Annotated in this window: 31 protein-coding genes; 1 reads left to right on the top strand and 30 read right to left on the bottom strand. The window is 32.5% G+C overall.

The genetic code is table 11. The features are described from left to right. Window positions 1–148 precede the first annotated feature (148 nt). From citG to KDK92_RS08015, 13 genes are all read right to left on the bottom strand, one after another. Window positions 149–1,018 (bottom strand): triphosphoribosyl-dephospho-CoA synthase CitG, encoded by an 870-nt coding sequence (gene citG / locus KDK92_RS08075; RefSeq protein ID WP_250858721.1) that lies wholly within the window; start codon window positions 1,016–1,018, stop codon window positions 149–151. Beyond that, window positions 1,005–1,520: a citrate lyase holo-[acyl-carrier protein] synthase gene (gene citX, locus KDK92_RS08070; protein WP_250858720.1), complete on the bottom strand. Its 516-nt coding sequence runs from the start codon at window positions 1,518–1,520 to the stop codon at window positions 1,005–1,007. Before citX ends, citG begins: the two co-directional genes overlap by 14 nt. 4 nt (window positions 1,521–1,524) lie before the next feature. Then, window positions 1,525–2,565 carry a [citrate (pro-3S)-lyase] ligase gene (gene citC, locus KDK92_RS08065; RefSeq protein WP_250858719.1) on the bottom strand — a complete coding sequence of 347 codons (1,041 nt, stop codon included), beginning with the start codon at window positions 2,563–2,565 and terminating at the stop codon, window positions 1,525–1,527. A gap of 209 nt (window positions 2,566–2,774) precedes the next feature. Continuing rightward, window positions 2,775–4,313, bottom strand: coding sequence for a citrate lyase subunit alpha (gene citF / locus KDK92_RS08060; protein WP_250858718.1), 1,539 nt, complete (start codon window positions 4,311–4,313; stop codon window positions 2,775–2,777). Between the two features lie 20 nt (window positions 4,314–4,333). Further along, entirely contained in the window at window positions 4,334–5,206 is an 873-nt protein-coding gene (locus tag KDK92_RS08055; protein ID WP_250858717.1) for an HpcH/HpaI aldolase/citrate lyase family protein, read from the bottom strand. A 2-nt stretch (window positions 5,207–5,208) separates the two neighbouring features. After that, window positions 5,209–5,475: a citrate lyase acyl carrier protein gene (gene citD, locus KDK92_RS08050; RefSeq protein WP_250858716.1), complete on the bottom strand. Its 267-nt coding sequence runs from the start codon at window positions 5,473–5,475 to the stop codon at window positions 5,209–5,211. A 35-nt stretch (window positions 5,476–5,510) separates the two neighbouring features. After that, window positions 5,511–6,071, bottom strand: coding sequence for a Fe-S-containing hydro-lyase (locus KDK92_RS08045; protein ID WP_250858715.1), 561 nt, complete (start codon window positions 6,069–6,071; stop codon window positions 5,511–5,513). Window positions 6,072–6,104: 33 nt separating this feature from the next. Next, window positions 6,105–6,947, bottom strand: coding sequence for a fumarate hydratase (locus KDK92_RS08040; protein WP_250858714.1), 843 nt, complete (start codon window positions 6,945–6,947; stop codon window positions 6,105–6,107). Between the two features lie 274 nt (window positions 6,948–7,221). Continuing rightward, the gene (locus tag KDK92_RS08035; RefSeq protein ID WP_250858713.1) at window positions 7,222–8,469 is read right to left on the bottom strand and encodes a methylaspartate ammonia-lyase; all 1,248 of its coding nucleotides are present in this window, start codon (window positions 8,467–8,469) and stop codon (window positions 7,222–7,224) included. Window positions 8,470–8,580: 111 nt separating this feature from the next. After that, window positions 8,581–10,035 carry a methylaspartate mutase subunit E gene (locus KDK92_RS08030; protein ID WP_250858712.1) on the bottom strand — a complete coding sequence of 485 codons (1,455 nt, stop codon included), beginning with the start codon at window positions 10,033–10,035 and terminating at the stop codon, window positions 8,581–8,583. Between the two features lie 12 nt (window positions 10,036–10,047). Continuing rightward, window positions 10,048–11,445, bottom strand: a complete 1,398-nt coding sequence (gene glmL / locus KDK92_RS08025; RefSeq protein ID WP_250858711.1) for a methylaspartate mutase accessory protein GlmL — start codon at window positions 11,443–11,445, stop codon at window positions 10,048–10,050. Between the two features lie 30 nt (window positions 11,446–11,475). Then, a complete protein-coding gene (gene glmS / locus KDK92_RS08020; RefSeq protein ID WP_250858710.1) occupies window positions 11,476–11,898 on the bottom strand; it encodes a methylaspartate mutase subunit S in 423 nt (140 codons plus the stop codon). Window positions 11,899–11,976: 78 nt separating this feature from the next. Next, the gene (locus KDK92_RS08015; protein WP_338115263.1) at window positions 11,977–12,897 is read right to left on the bottom strand and encodes a GntR family transcriptional regulator; all 921 of its coding nucleotides are present in this window, start codon (window positions 12,895–12,897) and stop codon (window positions 11,977–11,979) included. Window positions 12,898–13,169: 272 nt separating this feature from the next. Between KDK92_RS08015 and KDK92_RS08010 the strand changes: the two genes are divergently transcribed. Further along, complete coding sequence (locus tag KDK92_RS08010; protein WP_250858709.1) at window positions 13,170–13,892, top strand: DUF3048 C-terminal domain-containing protein; 723 nt, start codon at window positions 13,170–13,172, stop codon at window positions 13,890–13,892. Window positions 13,893–14,051: 159 nt separating this feature from the next. Here KDK92_RS08010 and cwlD read toward each other — a convergent pair whose 3' ends face one another. The 17 genes from cwlD to KDK92_RS07925 all read right to left on the bottom strand — a co-directional run bounded on the left by cwlD (window position 14,052) and on the right by KDK92_RS07925 (window position 25,556). Next, complete coding sequence (cwlD, locus tag KDK92_RS08005; protein WP_250858708.1) at window positions 14,052–14,750, bottom strand: N-acetylmuramoyl-L-alanine amidase CwlD; 699 nt, start codon at window positions 14,748–14,750, stop codon at window positions 14,052–14,054. A 165-nt stretch (window positions 14,751–14,915) separates the two neighbouring features. Continuing rightward, the gene (locus KDK92_RS08000; protein ID WP_250858707.1) at window positions 14,916–16,592 is read right to left on the bottom strand and encodes a Na/Pi cotransporter family protein; all 1,677 of its coding nucleotides are present in this window, start codon (window positions 16,590–16,592) and stop codon (window positions 14,916–14,918) included. A gap of 294 nt (window positions 16,593–16,886) precedes the next feature. Next, window positions 16,887–17,279: a 30S ribosomal protein S9 gene (rpsI, locus tag KDK92_RS07995; RefSeq protein ID WP_250858706.1), complete on the bottom strand. Its 393-nt coding sequence runs from the start codon at window positions 17,277–17,279 to the stop codon at window positions 16,887–16,889. A gap of 30 nt (window positions 17,280–17,309) precedes the next feature. Beyond that, window positions 17,310–17,744 carry a 50S ribosomal protein L13 gene (rplM, locus tag KDK92_RS07990; protein ID WP_250858705.1) on the bottom strand — a complete coding sequence of 145 codons (435 nt, stop codon included), beginning with the start codon at window positions 17,742–17,744 and terminating at the stop codon, window positions 17,310–17,312. Between the two features lie 142 nt (window positions 17,745–17,886). Further along, window positions 17,887–18,648 carry a tRNA pseudouridine(38-40) synthase TruA gene (gene truA / locus KDK92_RS07985; protein ID WP_250858704.1) on the bottom strand — a complete coding sequence of 254 codons (762 nt, stop codon included), beginning with the start codon at window positions 18,646–18,648 and terminating at the stop codon, window positions 17,887–17,889. Continuing rightward, window positions 18,648–19,466 (bottom strand): energy-coupling factor transporter transmembrane component T family protein, encoded by an 819-nt coding sequence (locus tag KDK92_RS07980; protein WP_250858703.1) that lies wholly within the window; start codon window positions 19,464–19,466, stop codon window positions 18,648–18,650. The genes truA and KDK92_RS07980 overlap by 1 nt, the downstream gene beginning before the upstream one ends. A 1-nt stretch (window position 19,467) precedes the next feature. Further along, window positions 19,468–20,337, bottom strand: coding sequence for an energy-coupling factor transporter ATPase (locus KDK92_RS07975; protein WP_250858702.1), 870 nt, complete (start codon window positions 20,335–20,337; stop codon window positions 19,468–19,470). Further along, a complete protein-coding gene (locus KDK92_RS07970; protein WP_250858701.1) occupies window positions 20,322–21,161 on the bottom strand; it encodes an energy-coupling factor transporter ATPase in 840 nt (279 codons plus the stop codon). The genes KDK92_RS07975 and KDK92_RS07970 overlap by 16 nt, the downstream gene beginning before the upstream one ends. A gap of 74 nt (window positions 21,162–21,235) precedes the next feature. Further along, window positions 21,236–21,577 (bottom strand): 50S ribosomal protein L17, encoded by a 342-nt coding sequence (rplQ, locus tag KDK92_RS07965; protein WP_250858700.1) that lies wholly within the window; start codon window positions 21,575–21,577, stop codon window positions 21,236–21,238. A gap of 13 nt (window positions 21,578–21,590) precedes the next feature. Then, on the bottom strand, window positions 21,591–22,544 hold the full coding sequence (locus tag KDK92_RS07960) for a DNA-directed RNA polymerase subunit alpha (protein WP_250858699.1): 954 nt from the start codon (window positions 22,542–22,544) through the stop codon (window positions 21,591–21,593). A gap of 57 nt (window positions 22,545–22,601) precedes the next feature. Then, window positions 22,602–23,222 (bottom strand): 30S ribosomal protein S4, encoded by a 621-nt coding sequence (gene rpsD, locus KDK92_RS07955; RefSeq protein ID WP_250858698.1) that lies wholly within the window; start codon window positions 23,220–23,222, stop codon window positions 22,602–22,604. Between the two features lie 20 nt (window positions 23,223–23,242). Beyond that, window positions 23,243–23,641 (bottom strand): 30S ribosomal protein S11, encoded by a 399-nt coding sequence (gene rpsK / locus KDK92_RS07950; RefSeq protein ID WP_250858697.1) that lies wholly within the window; start codon window positions 23,639–23,641, stop codon window positions 23,243–23,245. A gap of 18 nt (window positions 23,642–23,659) precedes the next feature. Then, complete coding sequence (gene rpsM, locus KDK92_RS07945) at window positions 23,660–24,028, bottom strand: 30S ribosomal protein S13 (RefSeq protein ID WP_250858696.1); 369 nt, start codon at window positions 24,026–24,028, stop codon at window positions 23,660–23,662. Window positions 24,029–24,141: 113 nt separating this feature from the next. After that, window positions 24,142–24,255, bottom strand: coding sequence for a 50S ribosomal protein L36 (gene rpmJ / locus KDK92_RS07940; protein WP_003448032.1), 114 nt, complete (start codon window positions 24,253–24,255; stop codon window positions 24,142–24,144). 15 nt (window positions 24,256–24,270) lie between these two features. Beyond that, window positions 24,271–24,489, bottom strand: a complete 219-nt coding sequence (gene infA, locus KDK92_RS07935) for a translation initiation factor IF-1 (protein ID WP_250858695.1) — start codon at window positions 24,487–24,489, stop codon at window positions 24,271–24,273. 7 nt (window positions 24,490–24,496) lie between these two features. Further along, window positions 24,497–24,778 carry a KOW domain-containing RNA-binding protein gene (locus KDK92_RS07930; RefSeq protein ID WP_250858694.1) on the bottom strand — a complete coding sequence of 94 codons (282 nt, stop codon included), beginning with the start codon at window positions 24,776–24,778 and terminating at the stop codon, window positions 24,497–24,499. Window positions 24,779–24,902: 124 nt separating this feature from the next. Then, window positions 24,903–25,556 (bottom strand): adenylate kinase, encoded by a 654-nt coding sequence (locus KDK92_RS07925; protein WP_250858693.1) that lies wholly within the window; start codon window positions 25,554–25,556, stop codon window positions 24,903–24,905. Window positions 25,557–25,573 lie beyond the last annotated feature (17 nt).

The raw sequence follows: 25,573 nt of genomic DNA, 5'->3' as shown, positions 1-25,573 counted from the left end.
CCCCTACGGTTAGTTATGATTCTATGCTCTATATGGTCACTAATCTATATATTACACCCCTAATTTATAAATTAATGACTTTTAAACTCCCCTTCATAACTTAATACGAAGTTTTAGCATAAAAGTTCTCATAAACTAAAATTTTTACTTATTCTTTTCTAAAGAATTCATTTTTTATTAACCATATTAATACTGTTGCAGCCAGTAAATCTGCACTGCCACCAGGACTTATTCTCTTTAATTCAAAACATCTAGTTAATTTTTCAATCTCTAACTTTCCTGTTTCACTCTCAACCCCGCCTAAATCTATTATTTTAATAGCTTCCTGTTTAACATATTTCAAGGTTTCCATATCATGTCTGTGTAATATTGTTGTATCATCTGCATACTTCATTATATAAATTAATGTATCCACTAGTCTATCATTCATAGGAAGATGAGATTTTCTTTCAAAATGTCTTAAAGCGCCTTCAAATACTATGGGAAATCCCTTTTCAGCTTCTCCTCTTATTCCTTTTAACCCATATTTTTTATATACCTTTTGTCCATGAGACAAATTTATATGCGAATCTTGTTTTTGTTCTATTTCCAATTCCGCATTACTCACACCTTTAGTCATTTCTACTATTACATTCTTTATATTTTCAAATTCCATCTTATTAGTAAGAACATATGCTGTTGCTGATTGTATCAATCCAATAACAAATATCATTCCCTTATGAGTATTTACACCTTTTGTTTTCTTGAACATTTCTTTCTCACATTCCATACCAATAGGCCTTAATTTACAAAAAATTTCTCTTGGTGTGTACTCTTTACTTCCCTCTTCTGCAAATTTACTAAGATACTTTGCTAAAACAACTGTACTATCTAAAAAAGTAAAAAAGTCCATATCATCATGAGAACCTGATGATACTGGAGATACCAACCCCAGTGAAGGAAAACAGGCTGCCTCATATAATATGGATTGCATTGCAACTTCAGTCAATTTATCTATAAAACCATTATGCTCTATCATACATATTCTCCAAATAATCATTATATCTATCTGCTATAAACTTAGCTATTTCTTCATAGCTATGAGTTCTATTTCTAACACACTCATGAGCAAATTTATCGCAAATAAAACACTTTCTTGATTTCATCCCTAAACTCACCCTACTTATAGATTTTCCCTTAGTGTCATAAACATCTAGATCTATGCATCTCCCTAAGGTATGCCTTTCCTCTATATCAATGGCAAAGCTCTTAACTTTTTCTACTTTTTCATTAATAACACAAAACATAATTGGTCCCTCTGCAGTATAACTCATCATACTATAGTTAATTTTTCCACTAAAAAAATTAGTTACTAACACACCAATAATCTCGATTATCTTTCTAGTAATTGCATTATCCTTCTCAAGTCCAGGATAATTGACTCTAAGACTAATGACTGTATTATCATATCTATCGATTAACTCATTTATAAACTCAACTCTCAATTCTCTTGCATCAAGTAAATCTTGTATTGTATACATAGTCTTAATGAGGAGAAGTGCTATATCTAATCTTCTCCATTATCTCCTTTCCTTTTGAACTTAATAAAAACTTCATAGTAACATCAGGTACCAGATTTTTTAAAGATGATATTTCTCCATTTTTAATTACCTCTCTCACCTGCGATGCACTAATAGCTTTTCCTTGGAACTCTTTTCGCTTTACTATCTCTATCTCTACATTATATTTTCCTAATGTAAATGTTAGTGTTTCATTATATGCTTGTGTAACATCACAGAAGGGTTCCTCTCCAACATATCGCTTATTTATTGCTAATTCACTGCAAAAATATTCTCCAAATATAGAAGCATCTAATTCTGTGAAAATTCTAAGGACATCATCTTTCTTTCTTAGAAAATAATTAGGGAATGTTGCTGATGAAATAATATACTCTCCACCAGGAATTACTTTAACATTTTTCAAATCTTTAACTCCCTCTTTAACTAATTCATACCTATACTTAAAAGGAAATAAAGATCTATCTTCTTGTACTATAAAAACTATAACCTCTTCATTTTCCAATGAAGCCTTTTCAATTAAATATCTATGACCCCATGTAAAAGGATTACAATTCATTACAATGGCCGCTTTTTTATTCATTTCCAAATTATACTTTTCTTTAATTTTCTTTATGTGTTTACTTATATTTTCCACGCCTGTTTCTAATAATGCCACTTCTTTGACCTTCTTTATAAGTTTATATCCTACCCCTGTGAATATCTCTATATTTTCAGGTTTTGTAAATATAAAACTATGATATATTCCTTCATCAAAAAGTCTATTATTCATCCATGTAACAAGCTTTGAAGATAATCCCATTCCTCTCATACCGCCATCAATCGCAAAGCATTTAAGGATATTTCCCGATTTTGAACAAGTACCTACTATTTTTCCGTCTTGATTAATAACTATTGTACAATCAATATTCTTCTCATATTCTAACTGAAAATTCTTTAAAAATTCTTTCACATCACCTAACTGCTGAACATTATTAATATTGATTTCTTCTATTACAAAATCGTACATTTATATCACCCTCAATTTCTATGTTAATACACATAAAGTGAATATTAATTTTATTATATCAAACTATTCTATAACAATAAACGTTTTTCAGAGCATTATTATTAACTATTATTAACTTTTTTTACATTTGTATATATAAACAGGGTAGAAATTAATCTACCCTAGTTAAATGTTTATTATTATTTAAGTGATTCATTTTACAAAAATAATTATTTTACTTTTCTCACCACATCAATAACAGTACCATCTCTGTATTCTACTACTGCTACTATATCATCTTCTAATTGAATAGGTTTTGCTTTACCTGCAATTCTCTCCGCCTCTTCTTTAAGCTCTTCTATTGTCTTAATAGGAAGATGTGTTTTACTTAACTGTTCAATTAAATCTACCCTCATCGGATTGATAGCTATTCCTCTTTCAGTCACTATTACATCCACAGTTTCTCCTGGTGTTGTAACAGTTGTAACCTTATCTTTAATTACAGACAATCTTGATTTAACAAGCTTTGACACTATTATAGTAAGTTTAGATCCAGCTGCTGTATCACTGTGCCCTCCAGATCCTCCCATAATATTTCCATCTGATCCTGTTGTTACATTAACATTGAAATCTGTGTCTACTTCTGTAGCCCCTAGAATCATAATATCAAGCTTATTAACAACTGCACCTTTATTATTTGGATTACCATACATAGATGATGACATTATTTGATGCTTTGGATTTTTTCCACAAGATTCTACAGCTTTTAAATCAAAACACTGTACATCAAATAAAGCATTAAATAATCCTTCTTCATACATATCAACTATATAGCCTGTTATACCTCCAGCTGCAAAACTTCCTTTAATATTCTCTTTCTGCATAATCTTTTTAAGCTCTGCTGCCACAGCAAGTGAAATCCCACCAGCACCTGTTTGGAATGATAAACCATCCTTAACTAATCCTGAAGCTTTCATTACCTCTGATGTCATTTTTGCAATTTTTAATCCTACAGGATCTTTTGTAATCTGCGTTGTTCCAGATACTATTCCTTTAGGATCTCCAATAGACTCCACTACTGCAACATAATCCACATATATCTGACTTATCTCAATAGGTGCATTAGGATACTCTACAAGATTATCTGTAACTGCTACTGTAATATCAGCATATTCAGCATCCGCTACCGCATATCCTAAAGCCCCACAAGCTGATTTTCCCAAAAGTCCATTAACATTTCCATATTCATCAGATGAAGGCGAAGCTAGAAAGGCAATATCTATATGTAAATCACCGCTCTCAATCAATCTTGCTCTACCACCATGAGTATGCATTATTGCAGGATTCTTTAAAATACCTTTTGAAACAGCATTAGCTACAGGACCCGACATATATGCAGCATATATTCCTGTTACCACTCCGCTTTTTATGTGTTCAACTAAAGGTGCATGTACTGGGAAAATTGAACTAGCAACAATGGTTAAATCTTTAATTCCTCTTCTCGCTAGTTGATCAACAACAGTATTCAAAACATAATCACCATTTCTTAAATGGTGATGGAAAGATATATTCATCCCATCTTTAAGTTCTATATTATCAAGTACACTGTCTATCCCATGATGTAATTTTTGTTCTCCTGGTGCTACACTTGAAACATTCACACCAATTTTATTCTTATTACCATAGTTCACATAAGCACCTTCGAAAGGCTTTACCTCGCCATAACCTTCTATATGATCTGGAATTTCTCTTCCAAGAATATTTTTCATAAATCATCCCTCACTTTTCTCTATAATAATCCAAGAATATCTGCTAGCTCAAGAGTAGCCTTAGCCCTATTTATTATAGGTGCATCTACCATTTTTCCATCAAGTGAAAATACTCCAAGTCCCTCACTATCTGCTTTCTCCTTAGCTTCCATAACTCTCTTAGCATGATTTATTTCTCCTTCACTTGGTGAATAAACCTCGTGTATGTCATCAACCTGTCTTGGATTTATAGCCGCTTTACCTGTCATCCCAAGACTCTTTGCTTTTCTAGTATCCTCTTTCAATCCTATACAATCATTAGTATCAGTAAATGGAGTATCTATTGATGAAACTCTTAAAGCTTTGCACGCTGTAGCAACTTTATTTCTAGCATAGAATACTTCATTACCCTCTTTAGTTCTCTTTATCCCCATATCAGCTGCTAAATCTTCTCCACCTAATAGCACACCATTAACTCTTTCTGATGCTTTTATAATATTATAAACATTCTCCACTCCATAAGCAGATTCAATCAATGCAATAAGTTTTATTTCCCCTTTATTGAATTTCATCTCATCTTCAATCTCATCAAGCATATTTGATACCTTTGCAATATCTTCTTCAGTTGCTTTTGGAACAAGTATTGTATCAGGTTTAACCTTTCCTATAGATATTATATCCTTTTCAGCAAATATAGTATCAATTGGATTGATTCTAACTATTAGCTCTACATTTTCAAAATTCAAGTTCTTAATAGCTTCCCTAACTAATATCCTTGCACTATCCTTCTCCGTTAAGCTAACAGCATCCTCAAGGTCTAAAATTATAGAATCTGCTCCAAGTATATCAGCATTCTGTATCATACTAGGATTGTTACCTGGCATGAACAGCATAGTTCTTCTCAAATTTTTCATAGCTATTCACACCCCCTTTTAATTGCTGTTTCCACTCTAGCTTTTATAGTATAATTCAATGCCCCTTTATCCTGAGCCCTTATTATTACATCTTGAATTTCTAGTCCTTTTAAAGTATCCATTATAACCCTCTTAATTTCATCACCAAATTGCTGCATAACAATACTTTCAAGTTCTAACTCTATTCCATTTCCTTCATTAGGCATAACCATAACATATATATCATTTGACTCAAATGTTCCTGCCTTAGCTGGTTTCATTATCTTCACCTGTATCACTCCCTTTTGAAGTTGAGTATTTACAACTATTTCTCTATACTATTCAAATAAGCTGCTTGCCCTTGCTCATAAAGATTATTCCCTTCGCTATCTATTACCACAACAACAGGAAAATCCTTAACTTCAATTCTTCTTACAGCTTCTGCTCCTAAATCTTCATAACATACAACTTCAGATTTCACAACAGACTTTCCGATAAGTGCAGCAGCACCACCTATAGCTCCAAAATAAACAGCTTTATTCTTCACCATAGATTCTATAACTTCTTTACTTCTCAAACCTTTTCCAATCATACCTCTTAACCCTAAATCAAGTAACTTAGGAGCATATGGATCCATTCTATAACTAGTAGTTGGTCCTCCTGATCCAAATGCATTACCTGGTTTTGCAGGAGTCGGTCCAACATAATAAATAACTTGATTCTTAACTTCTATTGGTAATTCTTTTCCTGCTTCAATTAATTCACACAATCTTTTATGTGCAGCATCTCTTCCTGTATATAAAACTCCTGATAAAAGTACTGTATCTCCTGCTTTCAATCCTATAACTTTTTCCTCTGTTAATGGTAACATCACTTTCTTTTCCATAACTGTTCCTCCCTATACCTATAGAATTGGTTATTAAAGTTCTATCTCCGCATGTCTTGTCGCATGACAATTTATGTTTACTGCAACTGGTAATCCTGCAATATGTGTTGGATATGTTTCGATATTCACACCTAAAGATGTTGTTTTTCCTCCGAAACCTTGTGGACCGATTCCCATCTTATTAATTGCCTCTACAAGCTCATCTTCTAAATTCGCATAAAATTCACTCTTATTTATTGTGTTCAATGGTCTTAATAGTGCCTTTTTAGCAAGCATAGCTGCTCTATCGAAAGTTCCACCAATTCCAATACCAACAACTATTGGAGGACATGGATTAGGTCCTGCATCTTTAACAACTTTTAATATGAACTCCTTAACACCTTCTAGACCATCAGCTGGTTTAAGCATTTTTATTGCACTCATATTTTCTGATCCAAATCCCTTAGGTGCAACTGTTATTTTAATCTTTTCGCCTTCAACTATATCATAATAAATTACAGCAGGTGTGTTATCTCCTGTATTAACTCTATCCAAAGGATCTTTTACAACAGATTTCCTTAAATAACCCTCTGAGTATCCTTCTGCCACACCTTTATTTATAGCTTCTTCTAATAAGCCACCAGTTATATGAACATCCTGCCCTATTTCAACAAATATACATGCCATACCAGTATCTTGACACATAGGCATCTTTTCATTCTTTGCTATATCAGCATTCTCTATTATATTATCTAAGATCCCCTTAGCAATTTGCCACTCTTCCTTTTCTCTAGCACTGTTAAGTTTTTCTCTTACATCGCTACTTAAGTAATAATTTGCATCTATACATAATTTTTTAACAGCTGATGTGATTTCTTTTACATTAATTTCTCTCACAACTACTCCTCCTTAAATACTCTGAAGGCACATTGAAATAAATAACAAGTCATAGGTTTATGCTGTGTATCTTTAACTTGTTATTTATTTTCATATGCCTACAATGCATAATAGACAATTTTACTACACTTTTTAGTAAGCGTAAAATTGTCTTAATTGTACTTATTGAGCTTTATCAAGTTAATTACACAATACATGTATATTTCTAATTATCTTATAAAACATATGATAAAAGGCAGTTATAAAAAACCGCCTTCCATCTTTTTATTAATTTTTAAGCGTTTTTTCTTCTATTAACTAAAGCTAAAACTCTATTCATTTCATTATTAACTATCATGTAACCTTCATCAACACCCATTCCTGGCTTAGCTAAACATTGAGTTGCAGCACATGCCATAGCAACGTTAGTAGTTACCTCTGCTGATCTATTAGTTTCGTTACATGTTCCACCACAGTATGCACCTAATCCTTTTTCATTACAGTATATAATTGCTTCTGCAGTATTGTTAACTCCTCCTAAGTCTGGAGTTTTAATTTGTAACATATGTCCTGCTTTGTTATCTGCAAAGAATTTAACATCTTCAAATGTATTACACCATTCATCTGCAACTAACTCTATATTTATTCCTCTTCTATCAACTTCAGCAGTTAAATCTCTAAGTGCTTCCATTTGCTTTTGTCTATCCTCAACATCCATAGGACCTTCAATTCTTAATTTGAAAGGCTTAGCAGCTTCAGCTAATGTTTCAAGATAATCAGCCATAGCATTATTATCACAATCAAATGCTATTCCAATTGTTCCATAAACATCAATGTGGAATATTGGGTTATAAGATTCATCAGTTCTTAACTTTTGTACTCTGTCAGTCATCCACTTAACGTACTCTAGAAGTTTCTCACCTTTTAATCCTAGTTTGTTCTCTACATGGTTTATTAATGCGTGAGGCATAACATCTGCAGTTTTGATAATCATCTTATCAACATTATCATATCTATTATCTCCAGATTGAGTGAAAATAGGTATTCTCTTTATTTCTTTTCCTACGTTATATTCTTCATTTACTATCTCAGCCATTGTTAGATGTTTAGCTTTAGCAACTCCATCCAATATAGCTTGAGTAATTCCATATCTAATAGCAGTATGTAATCTCTTTCCATTAACCTGCATTCTATCAAACTCTTCTGCTAATTCTCTAAAACAATCAAGTTCTCTACCAATTAGTTTTGGAGCGATTTCTTTTTCTATAACTGGAATAAAATCTTCTGCTAAGAAAAGAGGATCTCTTCCACCAGCTCCTGAATATTGAACTGCTGCACAATCACCATGTGCTACTTGCCCATCTTCTAATATTAACATAACAGAAATAGATTCTCCTGCTTGTCTTATTGACTTGAATCCTTCTGTAACAGACTCACCAGTATATGTGAATCCATCATGTCCTGCTCCACTCTTTATTGCTCTTTGATCGTCAAAATAGAATCCTGTTTTTCCTGGTGAACAAACCACATCAATAATTTTCATAGCTACACACCTATCCTTTTCATTAATTAGTTTCTTACTTTTCCAAACTGACCTTCAAATTTATAATTTATTAAAGTTAGGGAGATTATTATGTTCTCCCTAACCAAATCTCTATTCTGGTCTACCAACCAATCTACCTTTACCTACTGCAAATATATCATCTACAGTCATTTGGAAGCCAACTTCTCTTCCTTCAAATTTTCCTCTTTCTTCAAGCTTTTTCACATTATAATCTTTAAGCTCTTTTGTAAAAGGAATATTTCCAAACTTAAGATATCTTACAGCCCCATTGTTATCTCTAGCAGGCATCATCTTACCGAAGTTATATTTACTTGGAGCAAATGGTATATCAATTACTCCCATATCAAAGCCTTTAACAGCACCTATCGCTAAGTCACCTTTACCAATTTCAAATAATTTATCTATCATACATTTTGTCTCAGCTTTTATAATTGCAATTTCAGTTTTTAACTGTTCTGACATTGGAAGTTGTTGTCCTTGTAATAGGTTCAAAGTCATCTTAGTAGTTTTTATTCCTTCACAGTTTGCTTCTTTTGTAGGTATACCTATTGCTTCATGTGGAGTCTTAACAATAACTTTTGTTGCTCCTGCTAAAGCAGCTGTTGCAGAACCATTTGATATTACTCCAAAAGCTTTAGCTTCATCAGCTGGGAATCCACCCATCCATTGATGGAAAACAGTTGTAACAACACAATCATTATATCCATTGTTTCTTAAATATTCATCACATTGTGATTGTAATGCTCTTATAGCAGCTACGTCTTGAATCAAGTTTCCACATTGACCATATCCAACAGTTATACTCTTAACCCCTTGTTCTGCAGCCATTAACGCTTCAACTATCGCTACTGCATTTGAAGTACTTGGAGGTACTATAGTTCCTGTTAATGGACCAAATGGTTCTCTATTAATTGAAACTCCAGCTTCCTCATATATTCCAACTAATCTATCACAATACTGCCAATCTTTAATAGTTCTTTCAATACTAACACTCTTAGCATATGGGATATTGTATGAGATTCCTCCACCTTCATTAGAAGTCCATCCAGCTGCATGGATAATCTCAGTCAATAATCTAGCATCAGGTGTACCATGTCTAGCTTCAAGAGGTACATTTACAGCCTCCAGAACTCTTCTACAACCTTCAACTCCATGGTTTACTCCTGGGAATCCATTTAATAACGATCTTCCTACTTTTCTACTTTCTTCAATTCCCACTTCACATTCATCATATCTATTTAATCTTGTATATGCATCGATAGTAGATGGAAGCAAATCTGCTCCGCCATCATCCTGAAGGTATCTAAGTAATTCTATATGCTTATCAAGAAGCGCAACACCCGCTCTTGGTTGTGCTAAAGTTATACCCTCGTTTTTTGCCTTTTCCATTTTCTTTGCAAAATTCTTATGATCAGGTACAGATTTTGCATATTCAATATTCTTCTCTAAATCTGCTACACCTTTACCTGTTTCCCATGTGTTCAGTATTTGTTTTCTAACACCATAAAATTCATCATCAGTCCACTTTTTATTATTTAACTCCACAATAATAACCTCCTAGTTAAGATTCACCAAGTATTTTTTCATAATTCTAACTGCCATATCAGGTAATTCCTGAGCTAGTAATCCCATTGCTGACAAAATGTACGTTCTATCTACTAAGTATTCTGGTTTTTTCGGTTTTAAGTATATTGGTTCTTCAATGTTAAATTCTCCAGCTTTTAATATTTCATTTGCTCTTTCACTATGAACTATTATCCCACCAGTTCCAATAACATACTTTGTCTCCATTAAATCTTTTCCAGTTTGAGTATACATCGGCCCCATAGGAGTATAGGTAACTTCTACAAACCCAACATGTCTAGTAAGAGCCAATTCTGTAGCTACTTTACCTAGAGCCTCATCAAATTTTATTTCATCCTCTGTTTTAGGAATCATTTTTATATTCTCTGTTCTTAGTTGGCAATTTCCAGATATATCAATTTCCCTTTCAGTGTCCCCAAGATATTTTCTTAATTTCTTAGTTCCTGCTGCTTCAAGAATTGATGTAGCGGAATATCTCATTCCAAGATCTCCTTCAACAGTTCTTTTGGCGAATGGTTCCTCTAATCCTCTTATTGTTACTCCACCTTTAGTTGGTTCTCCATCTGCTAAAGAATGAATATCAGTTGTTGCCCCTCCAATGTCTATAACTATCAGGTCGCCTAATCCATCTTCTTCATCGGATCCTTTACTTAAGTATTCTGCTGCTTTTAATACTGCAGCCGGAGTTGGCATAAGTATACCATTAACCATTTCTTCTGCTTTTCCTAAACCCTTTGCCTCTATTATATTTTTCATAAATACTTTTCTTATTTCTTCTCTTGCAGGATCAACATTAAGTTCATTTAGTACTGGCATTACATTTTCAGCCAATGAAAAACTCATATTATTATCTTCAAAAATATCTCTAATTTCATCATACGTTACCTTATTACCAGCAACAACTATTGGAAGATCTACATTGTGTTCCGCTAACATCTTGGCATTATGCAATATGCAGCTCTTATTTCCTCCGTTAGTTCCTCCAGCTAATAATATTATGTCTATATTCGAATTTTTGATTTCATTGATTTCATTCTTTGTAAGCTCAAAACTATACGTCTTCAATACTCTAGCTCCTGCGCCTAATGCTGCTCTCTTAGCTGCTTCTGCTGTTAACTCTGGCACTAAACCTATAGCTACCATTTTCAAACCACCTGCTGCTGATGAGCAAGCCAACTTTCTAACAAAGTTCACATCTCTACCATTCAAATTTTCAATAAGCTTTCTATAGGCATTATTAAATCCATCCATTATATTGGTTTCAATTGTTGTTATGTCTTTTGATGTAGCTAAGATTTCTTCATTTTCAATATCAACAGCTGTAAGCTTTGTATATGTGCTTCCAAAATCTATTAATAAATACGCATCCATTTATATCACTTCTTTCAGAAAACTAATATATTAATTAATTTTTAAATCCTCTTTCATTTCTACCATAGTATGTTCAATTGGTGTTCCTGGTGGATATACTCTATCAAATCCCATTGATTGGAATCTCTCATGAACATCTTCCCATTTTTGTTTTCCAACAACTATATTTCCACCTACATAAAGTAATATATCACCTATACCAGCTTCTTTACACTTATCTCTCATACCTCTACAGTCAATTTCACCATGTCCATAAAGTGAGGAAACTATAATAGCATCTGCATTTGTTTCCACAGCTGCATTGATAAAATCTTCTTGTGGTGAAATTACTCCCACATTAATAACCTTAAATCCATTTTCAGTTAATACATAATCAATAATTTTATTTCCTACTGCATGACAATCAGATCCTATAACTCCAATTACGATTGTTTTCCCATTTTCATTTCCCATTTTAAAGAATTCCTCCTATTAAAACCCTTATTTTATATAAATCTTATAAAAGATTTTGTTCATCTAAATGACTTTTAATTATGTTTGAATATCAACCATCTTCGCTTTTAAGTTTTTTAATGAACCATCATCCAAACTGTATAAAAATTTGATTATCTCTATTTTTTTATTATTAATCTCTTCAATCACTTTATATTTCCCTGGTGAAACTATAACTACATCTTTTCCCTCAATCATATCTTGTAATTGCTTCTTATCTGTTTCATTAGTATACTCTATATCTAAATTATCTAACCCTGCCATCTCTAGTGCACCTTTTATCTTGTACATAAACTTTTCAGATATACAAACAAAAGCGAACTTAGTTTTATCAGGATACCTTGCTATTTTTACAATTGTCTCTATATCAGGAATGATTGCTACTCCAAACACTTCTTTGTCCATCCCTTTAGTTAATTCTTGTACTTCTCCAACATGATTAAATGTGGAAATTATAACCTTAGCATTCTCAATCTTAGTAATTGTATTTTCATTCATTTCTTTTAAATCATTTATTGTTAATGGCTCCACATTCATATTAGTATGCTTGGATAACTGTTTACTGAACATTTTTGATTGTTCAATATTGCATTCTACGTAGCATGCTTCCATTCTCATCATTGCATGTTTTGTTTCTTCAATTCTCTTTTTAACTATATCTAATAATTCTTCCACATCCATATTAACACTCAATGCTTCTTCAAGCGCCATATCAACAAATTTCAAAATTTTATTATTAATCTCTTTATTTTTCCAAGGAATTACTTCTTCAACAACAAAAGTTCCTCTACCTTGATAAGATTTTAATATCCCATCAGATTCCAGTTCCTTATAAGCATTACTGATTGTATTTCTACTTATTCTTAATTTTTTTGCCAGTTCTCTTTCAGTTGGCATTCTGCTTCCTACTTTTATATCACCACTACTTATTAAGTCAGCAATCTGCCTCTTAACCTGAATATATAAAGGAACTTTGTTGGCTTTATCAACATAAATGTTAATAATAATCCCCCCTTACACCAAATTGGATTATTGGATTAATCCAATTGTCACCTCAATATTATCACAATGTGTAATTCATATCAATAGCCTATTTCATTTTTTTAATAAATATTTTCTAAACTTTTTGACTATATTCTTAAAAAGTTATTTTCTAAATATAACTATCATACAATATAGTATAAACTTTTGTTAAATCACTGATACATCAGCGTATTAAAGGAGGCTACTCTATGAAATTCTTTTATAAATATTTGAAATTATTAATCCTTGTACTTGCACTTTTACTATTATTTTTGCTCTATGGTGAGTTTTGGAATGTAACAAGAACGTTTCCATTTATAACCGTACATAATCAAAATATAAACAAAAGCACTATAGAATTGTATGATTTAGATAGTAAATTGGACTCACTAAAAAGAGCCAATTATATTTTCCTATATCGTAATAATGCAGATAATCTTATATTTAAACTTCTATCAGATAAAAATGACTCTTTAAAAATACATCCTTTGTTGGACAACTCTAACGGCTTATCCCTCACTCTTCCTGAGTTTAATTACACTACAAAAGATTCAATAATTGGACTTTACAATAATATGGCAAAATCTCTCACCTTAAATTTTGATAATAGTCATTTTATCCTTTTTTCATATGACGATAATCATTATACATTCAATAATATCAATGATAAATCTATGAATAATCAACTAAAAGATATACCTATAGACAATATAGTAATCACATTTTACGAATCAGAGAATCTTAAAACTTCATCTGAACTTAGCGGTGCAGGCTTATTGTTTACTGGAGGACGTATAGTTGATATAGAATGGAGTAAAAAGGATGGCGCACCAATTAAGATTGTAGATGAAAGAGGAAAGCCTATTTCTATTATAGAAGGCAAGGTCTGTTGGATTATAGCAGATAACTCGGTAAAAATTGATTTTAAATAATAAACAGCGCAAAATATGCGCTGTTTATGGCTGTTGAAAAAGCCCTATCTCAGCGTCACTAGGCTCTCTACGCTGCTCAAGTACTACTTCATTTAGATACTCGTTCGCCTCGTTCCTTGATCTTGGGCTTTTTCAACGCCTGAAATTTATACTACAATCTTAATTATTGCTAAAATAGTCATCAACTGCCATAGCTATGAGCTTGACTAGCCTTATCTGATAGCTTTCTGTCTTCATAAGCTTTTCTTCTTTAGGATTTGATAGAAAGCCGCATTCAACTATAACTCCTGGCATATTATCATTGCACCTTAATATTTTATACTTATCTTTAGCAGGATGATTTACTCTTTTATTTCCATTATCTATTCCACTCTTAAGATACTTCATTATTAATGCAGCCATTTTTTTACTATCTTCTCTATTTGAGTACCATACCTCTGCACCATAATATTGTGACTGTGTAAATTTATTGAGATGTATACTTAAAAATGCATCACATCCTGTTTCATCTTTCATTTTAACCCGATTATTCAAATCCTCTATTTTCTTCTGTTTAATACTCCCTTGAGTATATAATCCTTTATCCTCTTCTCTAGTCATCACCACATAATACCCTAAATCACTCAATTCATCTCTTAACTTTAAGGAAATTTCTAAAGCAATATTTTTTTCTAGAGTCCCACTGCTTGAACGTGCTCCTCCATCAACCCCACCATGCCCAGGGTCTATAAGTATAACTTTCTTATCTTTTGTACTGAAAGCATTAGTAGTCTCCATATGTAATACTGAAAAAATTAGTGAATACCCTAAAAAAATAATCAAAATAGATAATAATAACGTTCTATTAATCTTTTTCATATATTTCTCACCTCCTGTATTAGAATATGCAAGTTTCAAAGATTTATTTACGGAATTTATGACTTAACCAATACATTCCATAAATAAATCATGGGCAAGAAATTACACACCAAAAAGAACTACCTGGATTATTATATCCTGATAGTTCTTGTATGGTTGATATCACTAATTTACAATTGTTTGTGCTACGTTAGTAGCATGGTCACCAATTCTCTCAAGATTACTAATAATGTCTAAGAATATAGCACCAACAGTAGCATTACATACTCCATTATTAAGTCTTCTAATATGGTTAGCTCTCAACTCTTTTTCTATTTTGTCTATCTTATCTTCTATTTCAATAACTTTAAATGCTTTTTCTTTATTTTCTTCATCTAATGCTTCAATACTCAATCTTACAGCTTGAATAGTGTAATCAAACATATTTCTTAATTCTTTCATAGCTTCATCAGAGAAATTCAATCGCTTCTGTATCTTCTCACTAGTAAGTTCAGCAATATTGTCAGCATGATCTCCAATTCTCTCTAAATCATTAACCACATGGAACATTGAGGTAACAATATCCCTCTGATGCTCTGCAATCTCAGTTTTAGATAACTTAACTAAGTAAACAGTTAACTCATCCTCTAATAAGTTTACAAGCTTCTCTTTTTCATATACCTTCTTTACAAGAGAGTCACTATTTTTCTCAAACGCTTCCATTGCTAGTTTTAGATTTCTCTCAACAACTGATCCCATTCTAATTAACTCTTTAGTAGTTTGACCAACTGCAATAACAGGTGTTTCTAATAATCTATCATCTATATATTTAGTTCCTATATGATCATCTTCCATATCATCTTCTGAAACAGGTATAAGCTTATTAACAACTCCCACAATTACTTTATAAAATGGAAGTAATAATACTGTATTCATAACATTAAATATTATATGAGCATATGCTATTTGTCTTTGAACAATCTCAACATTAGTACCTGTTACATGAATTAAACTAACTGCCCATACCAACGCATTTACAAGTGGTAAGAATATAAGCGCTCCTGCAACATTGAATATTAAGTGAATTACCGCAGCTTTTTTAGCAGTCTTATTAGTTCCTATACTTGAGATTAATGCTGTTACACATGTACCAATATTACATCCTAATAATACAGGTACTGCAAGTGTTAATTCGATAGCACCTGTTGATGCTAATCCTATTAGTATACCCGTTGTGGCGGATGAACTTTGTACAACAGCTGTCATCGCTAAACCTGTCAGTAACCCAAGAAAAACATTCCCATCAAGAGTAGCTATAAACTCTGTGAACATAGGACTTTCCTTTAATGGTGACATTGCATTTTTCATATAGTCCATTCCTAAAAATAAAACACCAAATCCTAGTATTATATGACCAATTTGCTTTGTTTTATCTTTCTTACCGAATAAAGTTAAGAATGCTCCTATTCCAAGAAATATTGGGATAAGTTTCGAGATTTTTAAAGTAATCAGGAAACCTGTTACTGTTGTACCTATATTAGCACCCATAATAACTGCAGTTGCTTGTAATAGGTTCATTAATCCTGCGTTAACAAATCCTACAACCATAACAGTTGTAGCGCTACTACTTTGTATTACAGCTGTAACAAATGCTCCTGTTAAAACTCCTAAAATAGGGTTTGAAGTTATTTTTTCAAATACAGCCTTCATTTTATCTCCTGATAAGTTTTGAAGACCATCCCCCATAACTTTCATACCATAAAGAAATAATCCTAATCCCCCCGCTAGTGCCAGTATCATACTTAAAGCCGATACATCTCCACTACCAGCAAGAGCTACTATCATACTACTTGCAACTTCCATGGTAATACCTCCAAAGTTAAATTCTTATTTTCTACAAAATTCTCTTCTCCTATAATACTAAATATTTAACATAAAGTTAATACCTTTAATCAATGTTTAACATGGATTTCATTTAACTTAACATAGATTTAACAATAAAATACTACTTAACATTTAGTATGTCTTTTAACGTATATATTTACACATTTGACTCTAATTTCTTTCGCTTTTTATTTGTCAGAATTTTCTTTTATTTTTAGGCAAAATAAAAGGAAGGTTAACCTTCCTTTAGTTAAATATATAGTAATGAAATTATTATCTCTTAGAGAATTGAGGAGCTCTTCTTGCTTTCTTAAGACCGCATTTCTTTCTCTCTACCATTCTTGAGTCTCTTGTTAAGAATCCAGCTTTCTTTAATTCTGGTCTTAAGTTCTCGTCAGCTTTGATTAAAGCTCTAGCAATTCCGTGTCTAATTGCTCCAGCTTGCCCTGATAATCCACCACCGTGAACATTTACTAATATATCGTATTTTTCCTTAGTTCCTGTTAAAACTAATGGTTGATTAACAATGTATTTTAATGTATCTAAACCAAAATAGTTTTCCATATCTCTTTTGTTAATGATTACTTTTCCTTCACCTGGTACAAGTCTTACTCTTGCTACAGATGTCTTTCTTCTACCTGTTCCAAAGTATTGAACCTTTGCCATTATTATTTCCTCCCTTCACTACTTATCAAATTAGTATCTTAATTCTAATTGCTCTGGTTTTTGAGCTTCATGGTTGTGCTCGCTTCCAGCATATACGTTTAATTTCTTAGCCATTTGTCTTCCTAAACGACCTTTTGGAAGCATTCTTCTTACTGCTTCACTGAAAACAAACTCAGGCTTCTTAGCTAAAGCGTCTCTGTAAGAAATCTCTTTTAATCCACCTGGATATAAAGTATGATGTCTTAACATTTTCTGATCTAACTTCTTACCAGTTAAAACAATTTTATCAGCATTAAGTACTATTACGTGATCTCCGCAGTCAACGTGTGGAGTATAAGTTGGCTTATGCTTACCTCTTAAGATAGTTGCGATTTGGCTAGCAGCTCTACCAAGCGTCTGACCTTCAACATCTACAACATACCATTTTCTTTCAACTTCATGTGGTTTTGCAATGTATGATTTCATCTTTTTTCCCTCCCTGTTACATTTCCTATTTCCTGTTCATGATCTATTCTAAGACTCGGGCAAGTGAATCTTATTTACCATTTCAACTCTCATAATTATAATACATTGTTCCGGGCGTGTCAACAACTTTTTGATTATTTATTTATAATAAATCTTTTTTTGAAAAATATATCTCTTTTAAATATAAACCTTCTGCTGGAGCCGTTGGCCCTGCAAGCTTTCTGTCCTTATTTTTCAAAATTGTTTGAATATATTCAGGCTCTATTTTATTTATACCAACCTGTATTAATGTACCTACAATTATCCTTACCATATTGTATAGGAACCCATCCCCAGTTACTTCTATTGTAATTTCCTGTTGTTTTTTTATAATATTAATAGATTGGATTGTCCTAATAGTTGTTTTAACAGAGCTACCTGAGCTTTTAAATGCATTAAAATCGTGTTTTCCTATAAAGTACTTAGCAGCTACTTTCATCTTATCAACACATAGATAATCTTTATAATGATATATTCCTTCTCTTCCAAACACAGGTCTAACTTCTCTACTGAGTATTTTATATACATATGTCTTTCCTACACAAGAATATCTTGAGTGAAACATTTCATCTACCTCTATAGAGTCTAAAACAACTATATCGTCTGGTAATAACGGATTTAATGCATATTTTATTTTCTCACAAGGTATATTAGTTTTACTCTTAAAGTTACATACATATTTGAGTGCATGCACTTTGGAGTCTGTCCTGCTACATCCTATAACCTCAATATTTTCTTTAAGTAATTGAGTTAGTTTTTTTTGTAATACCTCTTGGACAGAAATATGATTCCTTTGTTTCTGCCATCCATAATAATTAGCCCCATTATATTGTATTTCAAGTTTGATATTTTTAAATTTGTCCACTAGATTATTCCTCCAGCTATAAATCTGGTCAATATTCCACATGAAATAAAAATTATAAATATAGAAACTGCAACATAGTCCCTTGTTCTATATTTTAATACTTTCATTCTAGTTCTTCCCTCTCCGCCTCTATATGCTCTAGCTTCCATAGCTGTAGCTAGATCATCTGCTCGCTTAAAAGAGTTTATAAATAGTGGGACCAATATAGGTACAAGGTTTTTTGCTCTTTCTATCAGTTTTCCTGATTCAAAATCAGCACCTCGTGCCATTTGTGCTTTCATTATCTTATCTGTCTCATCCATTAATGTAGGTATGAATCTAAGGGCTATTGTCATCATCATAGCTAATTCATGAGCCGGTAGGCCAATTTTTTTAAAAGGACTTAGTAATGTCTCAATTCCATCTGTTAATTCAATAGGAGATGTTGTGAGCGTTAATATGGATGTTCCTACTATAAGCATTACCAATCTTATTGCCATAAATGCTGCTCTAATTAGACCCTCAGTATATATCTCTATAAACCCAAATTTAACAATTGGTAGACCATCACCTTTTATAACAAAAATATTAATTACAGCAGTAAATAATAGCAAAAATAATATCGGCTTTATACCATTTATTATAAATGAAGCTTTTAACTTACTTAAAATAATGGTCAAGCTTAATAAAAGTATGAAAAAAATATACCCCAAGAAGTTATTTACAAAAAAAATACTTATCATGTATAGAAATGATAATATAATTTTAGTTCTAGGATCTAATTTGTGTATAGGAGAATCACTTGGTACATATTGACCAATAGTGATATTTTTTATCATATTAGCTTCCTCCCATTAGTTTCTTTGAATATAATTTTTGAATTTCTATCGCCGCTTCTTTTACAGTATATATATTCTCGTCAATCTCTACCCCTTTTTCCTTAAGCTTTTTCATAAGATAAGCTATTTGAGGTGCAGACAGTCCAACTTTCTCTATTTTATTCACATTAGAAAACACCTCTCTAGGCGTTCCATTCATTACTATTTTACCTTTTTCCATAACAAATATTTTATCAGCTATTCTTGAAACATCATCCATGCTATGTGATACTAATATGATTGTCATATTATAAATTTCTTGAAAATGCTTTATCTGTTTCAATATTTCATCTCTACCTTTTGGATCTAATCCAGCAGTAGGCTCATCTAATATTAGTACTTCCGGTTCCATAGCTATAACCCCTGCAATGGCAACTCTTCTCTTTTGACCACCACTCAACTCAAATGGTGATTTATCTTTATAAAACTCATAATCAAGTCCTACAGATTCCATAGCTTTTATTACTCTATTTTTAATTTCATCTTGAGAAATCTTTAACTTTCCTGGACCAAAAGCTATATCTTTCTCAATTGTTTCTTCAAATAATTGATATTCAGGATATTGAAAAACTAAACCTACTTTTTTTCTGATGTTAGAGAGCTTTACACTCTTATCCGCTATATTAACTCCATTGATTAATATAGTACCGCTATCAGGTTTTAACAAACCATTAATATGCTGAATCAAAGTCGATTTTCCCGACCCAGTATGGCCAATAATTGCTACAAATTCTCCTGAATCAATTTCTATATCAACACGATCAAGCGCTTTTCGCTCAAAAGGTGTACCTTTCATATATATATGAGTAAGATTTTTTATAATAATTGACATAATTCACTCACCATCTCATCAATACTTATAATATCATTTCTTATTGGCAATCCACTTTCTTTTAAACTATACGCCAATTCTGTCACACTTGGAACATCTAATCCAATTTCTTTTAATTTCTCCACTTGAGTAAATATATTTCTTGGAGTATCCTCCATAATTACCTCTCCATTATCCATAACAATAACTCTATCAGCCTTTATTGCTTCCTCCATAAAATGAGTTATCAAAATAACTGTTATTCCATACTCTTGATTAAGTTTAGTTATTGTATTAATAACTTCTTTTCTTCCTGAAGGATCTAGCATAGCGGTAGGCTCATCTAAAACAATACAATCTGATCTCATCGCAATAACACCCGCAATAGCTACCCTTTGTTTTTGTCCTCCTGAAAGCATATGTGGTGCATGTTTTTTATACTCACTCATATTTACTGTATCAAGAGCATTATCAACTCTTTTTCTTATTTCTTCTGGGTTTACACCAATATTTTCAGGACCAAATGCAACATCTTCTTCCACTATTGTTGCAACAATTTGATTATCTGGATTTTGGAATACCATCCCTACGTTTTTTCTTATTTCCCAATGTTTTTGAGTATCCGAAGTAGAAATATTATTTATACTTACTATTCCATCCTGTGGAACTAGTAAAGCATTCAAATGTTTAGCCAATGTAGACTTACCTGAACCATTATGTCCTAATATTGCGACGAATTCACCTTTGTTTACATTTAAATTAACTCCATGCAATACTTCAACCTTTTCTTCATCGAAAATATAACTAAATTTCACATTACTGCACTCTATATATGTTTTTCCCATATAAATCACCGAACCTATTATAAACTTTTGCTTATATGCAAATGGGGACTAAGTATTACTTAATCCCCTGAAATCTATACTAATTGTAATATAACAACCTCAGCATTATCTCCTCTTCTTGGCCCAACTTTAAGAATTCTAGTGTATCCACCGTTTCTTTCTTGGTATTGAGGAGCAATCTCGTCAAATAACTTCTGAACAACGTCTTTCTCTGTTACGAAAGAAAGAACTTGTCTTCTAGCGTGTAGATCTCCTCTTTTAGCTAGAGTAATCATCTTTTCAGCTAGTTTTCTTGTTTCCTTAGCTCTTGTCTCAGTAGTTTCAATTTTACCATGCTTTAGGAAACTAGTTACTAAGTTTCTTAACATAGCTTTTCTTTGGTCTGTTGGTAGACCTAACTTACGATATCCTGGCATTGCTCACCCTCCTTTATTCCTCGCTTTGTCTCAAGCCTAAACTTAACTCTAATAATTTCTTTTGAACTTCTTCAAGAGATTTTTTACCAAGATTTCTTACCTTCATCATGTCGTCCATTGATTTTTCAGTAAGTTCTTGGACAGTGTTAATTCCAGCTCTCTTCAAGCAATTGTAGCTTCTAACAGAAAGATCAAGCTCTTCGATACTCATCTCTAGAACTTTTTCTTTTTTGTCTTCTTCTTTTTCAACCATAATTTCAACATTATCTGCTTGATCAGTTAATGTCATAAATAATTTAAAATGTTCAATAAGAATTTTAGCTGATAAACCAATAGCTTCCTCTGGCTTAATAGTACCATCACTCCAAAGTTCTAAAGTAAGCTTATCATAATCAGTAATTTGACCAACTCTTGTATTATCTACAGTAAAGTTCACTCTTTTTACTGGTGTAAATATAGAGTCAACAGGGATAGTAGCTATTGGTAATTCCTCATTCTTATTCTTGTTCTGAGAAACATATCCTCTACCTCTAACCAAGTTAATTTCCATAGATAATTTTGCATCAGAATCAAGTGTAGCAATATGAAGATCTTCATTCATAATTTCTACATCTCCATTAGTTCTGATGTCACGTGCAGTAACAACCCCTGGGCCTTCTGCATCGATAATTAATGTACTTTGAGTTGTCTCTACTTCTAAAAATCTTGCAGCTAATTGTTTAAGGTTTAGGATGATCTGTGTAACATCCTCTTTAACCCCTTTAACTGTTGAAAATTCATGTAGAACTCCATCAATTTTAATCCAATTAGGCGCTGCACCAGGTAATGATGAAAGAAGTATTCTTCTTAAAGCATTACCTAATGTTATACCATATCCTCTTTCAAGAGGTTCTATGACAAATTTACCATATGAACCGTCTTCTGAACATTCAACACACTCTAATTTTGGTTTTTCTATTTCTAACAATTCTAACCCTCCTTCATTGGAACTCAACCTCAAATGAGGGTAACTAATATTTAGCTATTACTTGCTGTATAACTCGACGATTAGTGTCTCATTGATTGGAGTATCTATTTGTTCTCTGCTAGGAACAGATACCACTTTACCTTCAAAGCTAGCTATATTTGATTCTAACCATGCTGGAACATTCTTAGGGTTCTCAACATATGTTTTAAATAACTCAGTAGCTCTGCTCTTCTCTTTAACAGCTATAACATCACCAGGTTTAACTTTATATGATGGAATATTAACTTTCTTACCGTTAACAGTGAAATGTTCATGAGTTACTAATTGTCTTGCTTCTTTTCTTGAGTTACCATAACCTAATTTAAAAACTACGTTATCTAATCTAACTTCAAGAAGCATTAATAGGTTGTCACCTGTTACACCCTTTAATCTACTAGCTTCTTCGTAAGTTCTTCTAAACTGCTTCTCAAGAACTCCGTATATTCTTCTAGCTTTTTGCTTTTCTCTTAACTGAACTCCGTAGTCAGTCATTTTACTTCTACGTTGCCCATGTTGACCAGGTGCATAACTTCTTCTAGTAAAAGCACACTTATCAGTAAAGCATCTATCTCCTTTAAGGAATAACTTCATTCCTTCTCTTCTACATAATCTACATACTGCTCCAGTATATCTTGCCATGAATCACACCTCCTTATTTACTAAACTCTTCTTCTCTTTGGTGGTCTACAACCATTATGTGGTATTGGAGTAACGTCTTTGATTAAAGTAATCTCTAATCCAGCTGCTTGTAAAGATCTTATTGCAGCTTCTCTACCTGAACCTGGACCTTTAACGTATACTTCTATACTCTTTAAACCATGATCCATTGCTACTTTAGCGGCAGTTTCAGCTGCCATTTGAGATGCAAATGGAGTTCCTTTTTTAGAACCTTTAAATCCTAATGCGCCCGCACTAGACCAAGCGATAGCATTACCAACTCTATCTGTTAATGTAACAATAGAATTGTTAAAAGTTGAATTTATATGCGCACATCCATGCTCAATGTTCTTTTTCTCTTTTCTTCTTCTACTACCTTTTTTAACTTTCTTTGGTGCCACGTTCACCCCTCCTATCTGTTACTTTTTCTTGTTAGCCATTGTCTTCTTAGGCCCTTTTCTTGTTCTAGCATTTGTTTTTGTTCTTTGACCTCTTACTGGAAGTCCTCTTCTATGTCTAATTCCTCTTAAACATCCAATTTCGTTTAGTCTCTTAATATTAAGAGCCACACCTCTTCTTAAGTCACCTTCAACAGTAAAATTCTTGTTGATATAGTTTCTTAAAGCAGAAACCTCATCCTCAGATAAGTCCTTAACTCTAGTATCAGGATTTACTCCAGTCTCTTTCAAGATCTTTTGAGCTGATGGTAATCCAATACCAAAGATGTATGTTAAACCAATCTCTACCCTTTTTTCTCTAGGTAGATCTATTCCAGATATTCTTGCCATTGATCAATTACACCTCCTAGGTATTCTTTTGATTTTAATTATATTTATATGTTAATTTCTAGAACAATAAAGCGTATTGTCAGCCGCACCCAGAAATTTAATATCTAATTTTATTATCCTTGCTTTTGCTTGTGTTTAGGATTTTCACAAATAACCATTACTCTACCTTTTCTTCTGATAATTTTACATTTCTCACAGATAGGTTTTACGGATGGTCTTACTTTCATTGTTACCCCTCCTTATTACTTCTCTCTCCAGACAATTCTACCTCTACTTAAATCATAAGGAGAAAGCTCTAATTTAACTCTATCACCTGGTAATATTCTAATGAAATTCATTCTTAGCTTTCCTGAAATATGTGCTAGTATTTTATGACCACTTTCTAATTCTACCTGAAATGTTGCATTCGGTAAAGATTCTAATACAGTTCCTTGCATTTCAATAACATCATTCTTTGACATAAGGTAATCAAACCTCCTTATTGGCAATTTTTTGACTTATGGCTTTTCTTACAGTAGCATCATTAAGCCTCTTGCCTTTTAGAATAATATCTTTTACTTCGTCACAGATTTTATCTGTGAAAATTAAATGTTTAATTTTCTTTTTCTTAGGCCTCTCAAGCCTTCGTAGATGTCCATCGACTAAGTAAACGAATTCTTCGTTTAAAACGTCCAAAATCATAAAATATTTATCTTTGTCTCTACCAGCTTTAGAGTAAACTATTTTACCTATTAGGTTCTTACGTTCCAAATAATTTCACCTCTATTTGCCCCAAGAAATACCTATTATAATATCTTTCCCGTTTGAAGCTATTTAATACTATATCATCCATAGGATTCTAAGTATATTTTAAACTTTACCTAAGTTGCAATTTCTATTTTCTTAACTCATTTAGAACTTTAGAAACACTCTCAAAAACATCATTAATTGCTTGAGTTCCATCAACTTCTGAAAGAAGATCTCTACTCTTGTAATACTCAATTAACGGATGAGTCTGTGCTTCATATATATCTAATCTTTTGTTTACAGTTATTTCAGCATCATCATCTCTTTGAATAATGTCACTGCCGCATATGTCACATATTCCCTCGTTTTTAGGAGGGTTAAACTTTACGTGATAACTTGCACCACATGATGGGCACACTCTCCTACCAGTCATTCTTTCAAGAATAAACTCTCTAGGAACTTTAATTAGTAATGCGGTGTCCAGATTTGCTTCTCTTTCGTTTAAAAAAACATCTAAAGCTTTAGCTTGCTCAACCGTTCTTGGATAACCATCTAAAAGATATCCATTTTCACAGTCTTCCTCTACTAATCTGGACTTAATAATATCTATTGTCAACTCATCGGGTACTAATTGACCATTATCAATATATTTCTTAGCTTCAATTCCTAAAGGCGTTCTCTCACTAATATTTTTTCTAAATATATCTCCAGTTGATATATGAGGTATATTATACTTGTTACTTATAGACTTAGCTTGAGTGCCTTTTCCAGCTCCTGGCGCACCCAATAAAATAATTCTCAATTGCATCATCCCCGCAT

It is taken from the genome of Oceanirhabdus seepicola, from assembly GCF_023684385.1.
Taxonomy (GTDB): Bacteria; Bacillota; Clostridia; order Clostridiales; family Clostridiaceae; genus Oceanirhabdus; species Oceanirhabdus seepicola.
Note: the sequence above shows the minus strand (reverse complement) of the source record. Positions and strands in the feature narration are given on the sequence as shown.

Excerpts from the sequence above, each read along its gene's own strand:
- rpmJ (WP_003448032.1), bottom strand. The coding sequence starts at position 24,255 with ATGAAAGTAAGACCATCCGTAAAACCTATCTGTGAGAAATGTAAAATT.
- KDK92_RS07975 (WP_250858702.1), bottom strand. The coding sequence starts at position 20,337 with ATGTCAATTATTATAAAAAATCTTACTCATATATATATGAAAGGTACA.
- citG (WP_250858721.1), bottom strand. The coding sequence starts at position 1,018 with ATGATAGAGCATAATGGTTTTATAGATAAATTGACTGAAGTTGCAATG.
- cwlD (WP_250858708.1), bottom strand. The coding sequence starts at position 14,750 with ATGAAAAAGATTAATAGAACGTTATTATTATCTATTTTGATTATTTTT.
- infA (WP_250858695.1), bottom strand. The coding sequence starts at position 24,489 with ATGTCAAAGAATGATGTTATTGAAATGCAAGGAACTGTATTAGAATCT.
- citX (WP_250858720.1), bottom strand. The coding sequence starts at position 1,520 with ATGTATACAATACAAGATTTACTTGATGCAAGAGAATTGAGAGTTGAG.
- rpsI (WP_250858706.1), bottom strand. The coding sequence starts at position 17,279 with ATGGCAAAGGTTCAATACTTTGGAACAGGTAGAAGAAAGACATCTGTA.
- rplQ (WP_250858700.1), bottom strand. The coding sequence starts at position 21,577 with ATGCCAGGATATCGTAAGTTAGGTCTACCAACAGACCAAAGAAAAGCT.
- KDK92_RS08035 (WP_250858713.1), bottom strand. The coding sequence starts at position 8,469 with ATGAAAATTATTGATGTGGTTTGTTCACCAGGAAAAACAGGATTCTAT.
- glmS (WP_250858710.1), bottom strand. The coding sequence starts at position 11,898 with ATGGGAAATGAAAATGGGAAAACAATCGTAATTGGAGTTATAGGATCT.
- rpsD (WP_250858698.1), bottom strand. The coding sequence starts at position 23,222 with ATGGCAAGATATACTGGAGCAGTATGTAGATTATGTAGAAGAGAAGGA.
- KDK92_RS08000 (WP_250858707.1), bottom strand. The coding sequence starts at position 16,592 with ATGGAAGTTGCAAGTAGTATGATAGTAGCTCTTGCTGGTAGTGGAGAT.
- KDK92_RS08055 (WP_250858717.1), bottom strand. The coding sequence starts at position 5,206 with ATGAAAAATTTGAGAAGAACTATGCTGTTCATGCCAGGTAACAATCCT.
- KDK92_RS07980 (WP_250858703.1), bottom strand. The coding sequence starts at position 19,466 with ATGATAAAAAATATCACTATTGGTCAATATGTACCAAGTGATTCTCCT.
- rpsM (WP_250858696.1), bottom strand. The coding sequence starts at position 24,028 with ATGGCAAGAATATCTGGAATAGATCTACCTAGAGAAAAAAGGGTAGAG.
- rplM (WP_250858705.1), bottom strand. The coding sequence starts at position 17,744 with ATGAAATCATACATTGCAAAACCACATGAAGTTGAAAGAAAATGGTAT.
- KDK92_RS08045 (WP_250858715.1), bottom strand. The coding sequence starts at position 6,071 with ATGGAAAAGAAAGTGATGTTACCATTAACAGAGGAAAAAGTTATAGGA.
- KDK92_RS07970 (WP_250858701.1), bottom strand. The coding sequence starts at position 21,161 with ATGGGAAAAACATATATAGAGTGCAGTAATGTGAAATTTAGTTATATT.
- glmL (WP_250858711.1), bottom strand. The coding sequence starts at position 11,445 with ATGGATGCGTATTTATTAATAGATTTTGGAAGCACATATACAAAGCTT.
- citC (WP_250858719.1), bottom strand. The coding sequence starts at position 2,565 with ATGTACGATTTTGTAATAGAAGAAATCAATATTAATAATGTTCAGCAG.
- KDK92_RS08010 (WP_250858709.1), top strand. The coding sequence starts at position 13,170 with ATGAAATTCTTTTATAAATATTTGAAATTATTAATCCTTGTACTTGCA.
- citF (WP_250858718.1), bottom strand. The coding sequence starts at position 4,313 with ATGAAAAATATTCTTGGAAGAGAAATTCCAGATCATATAGAAGGTTAT.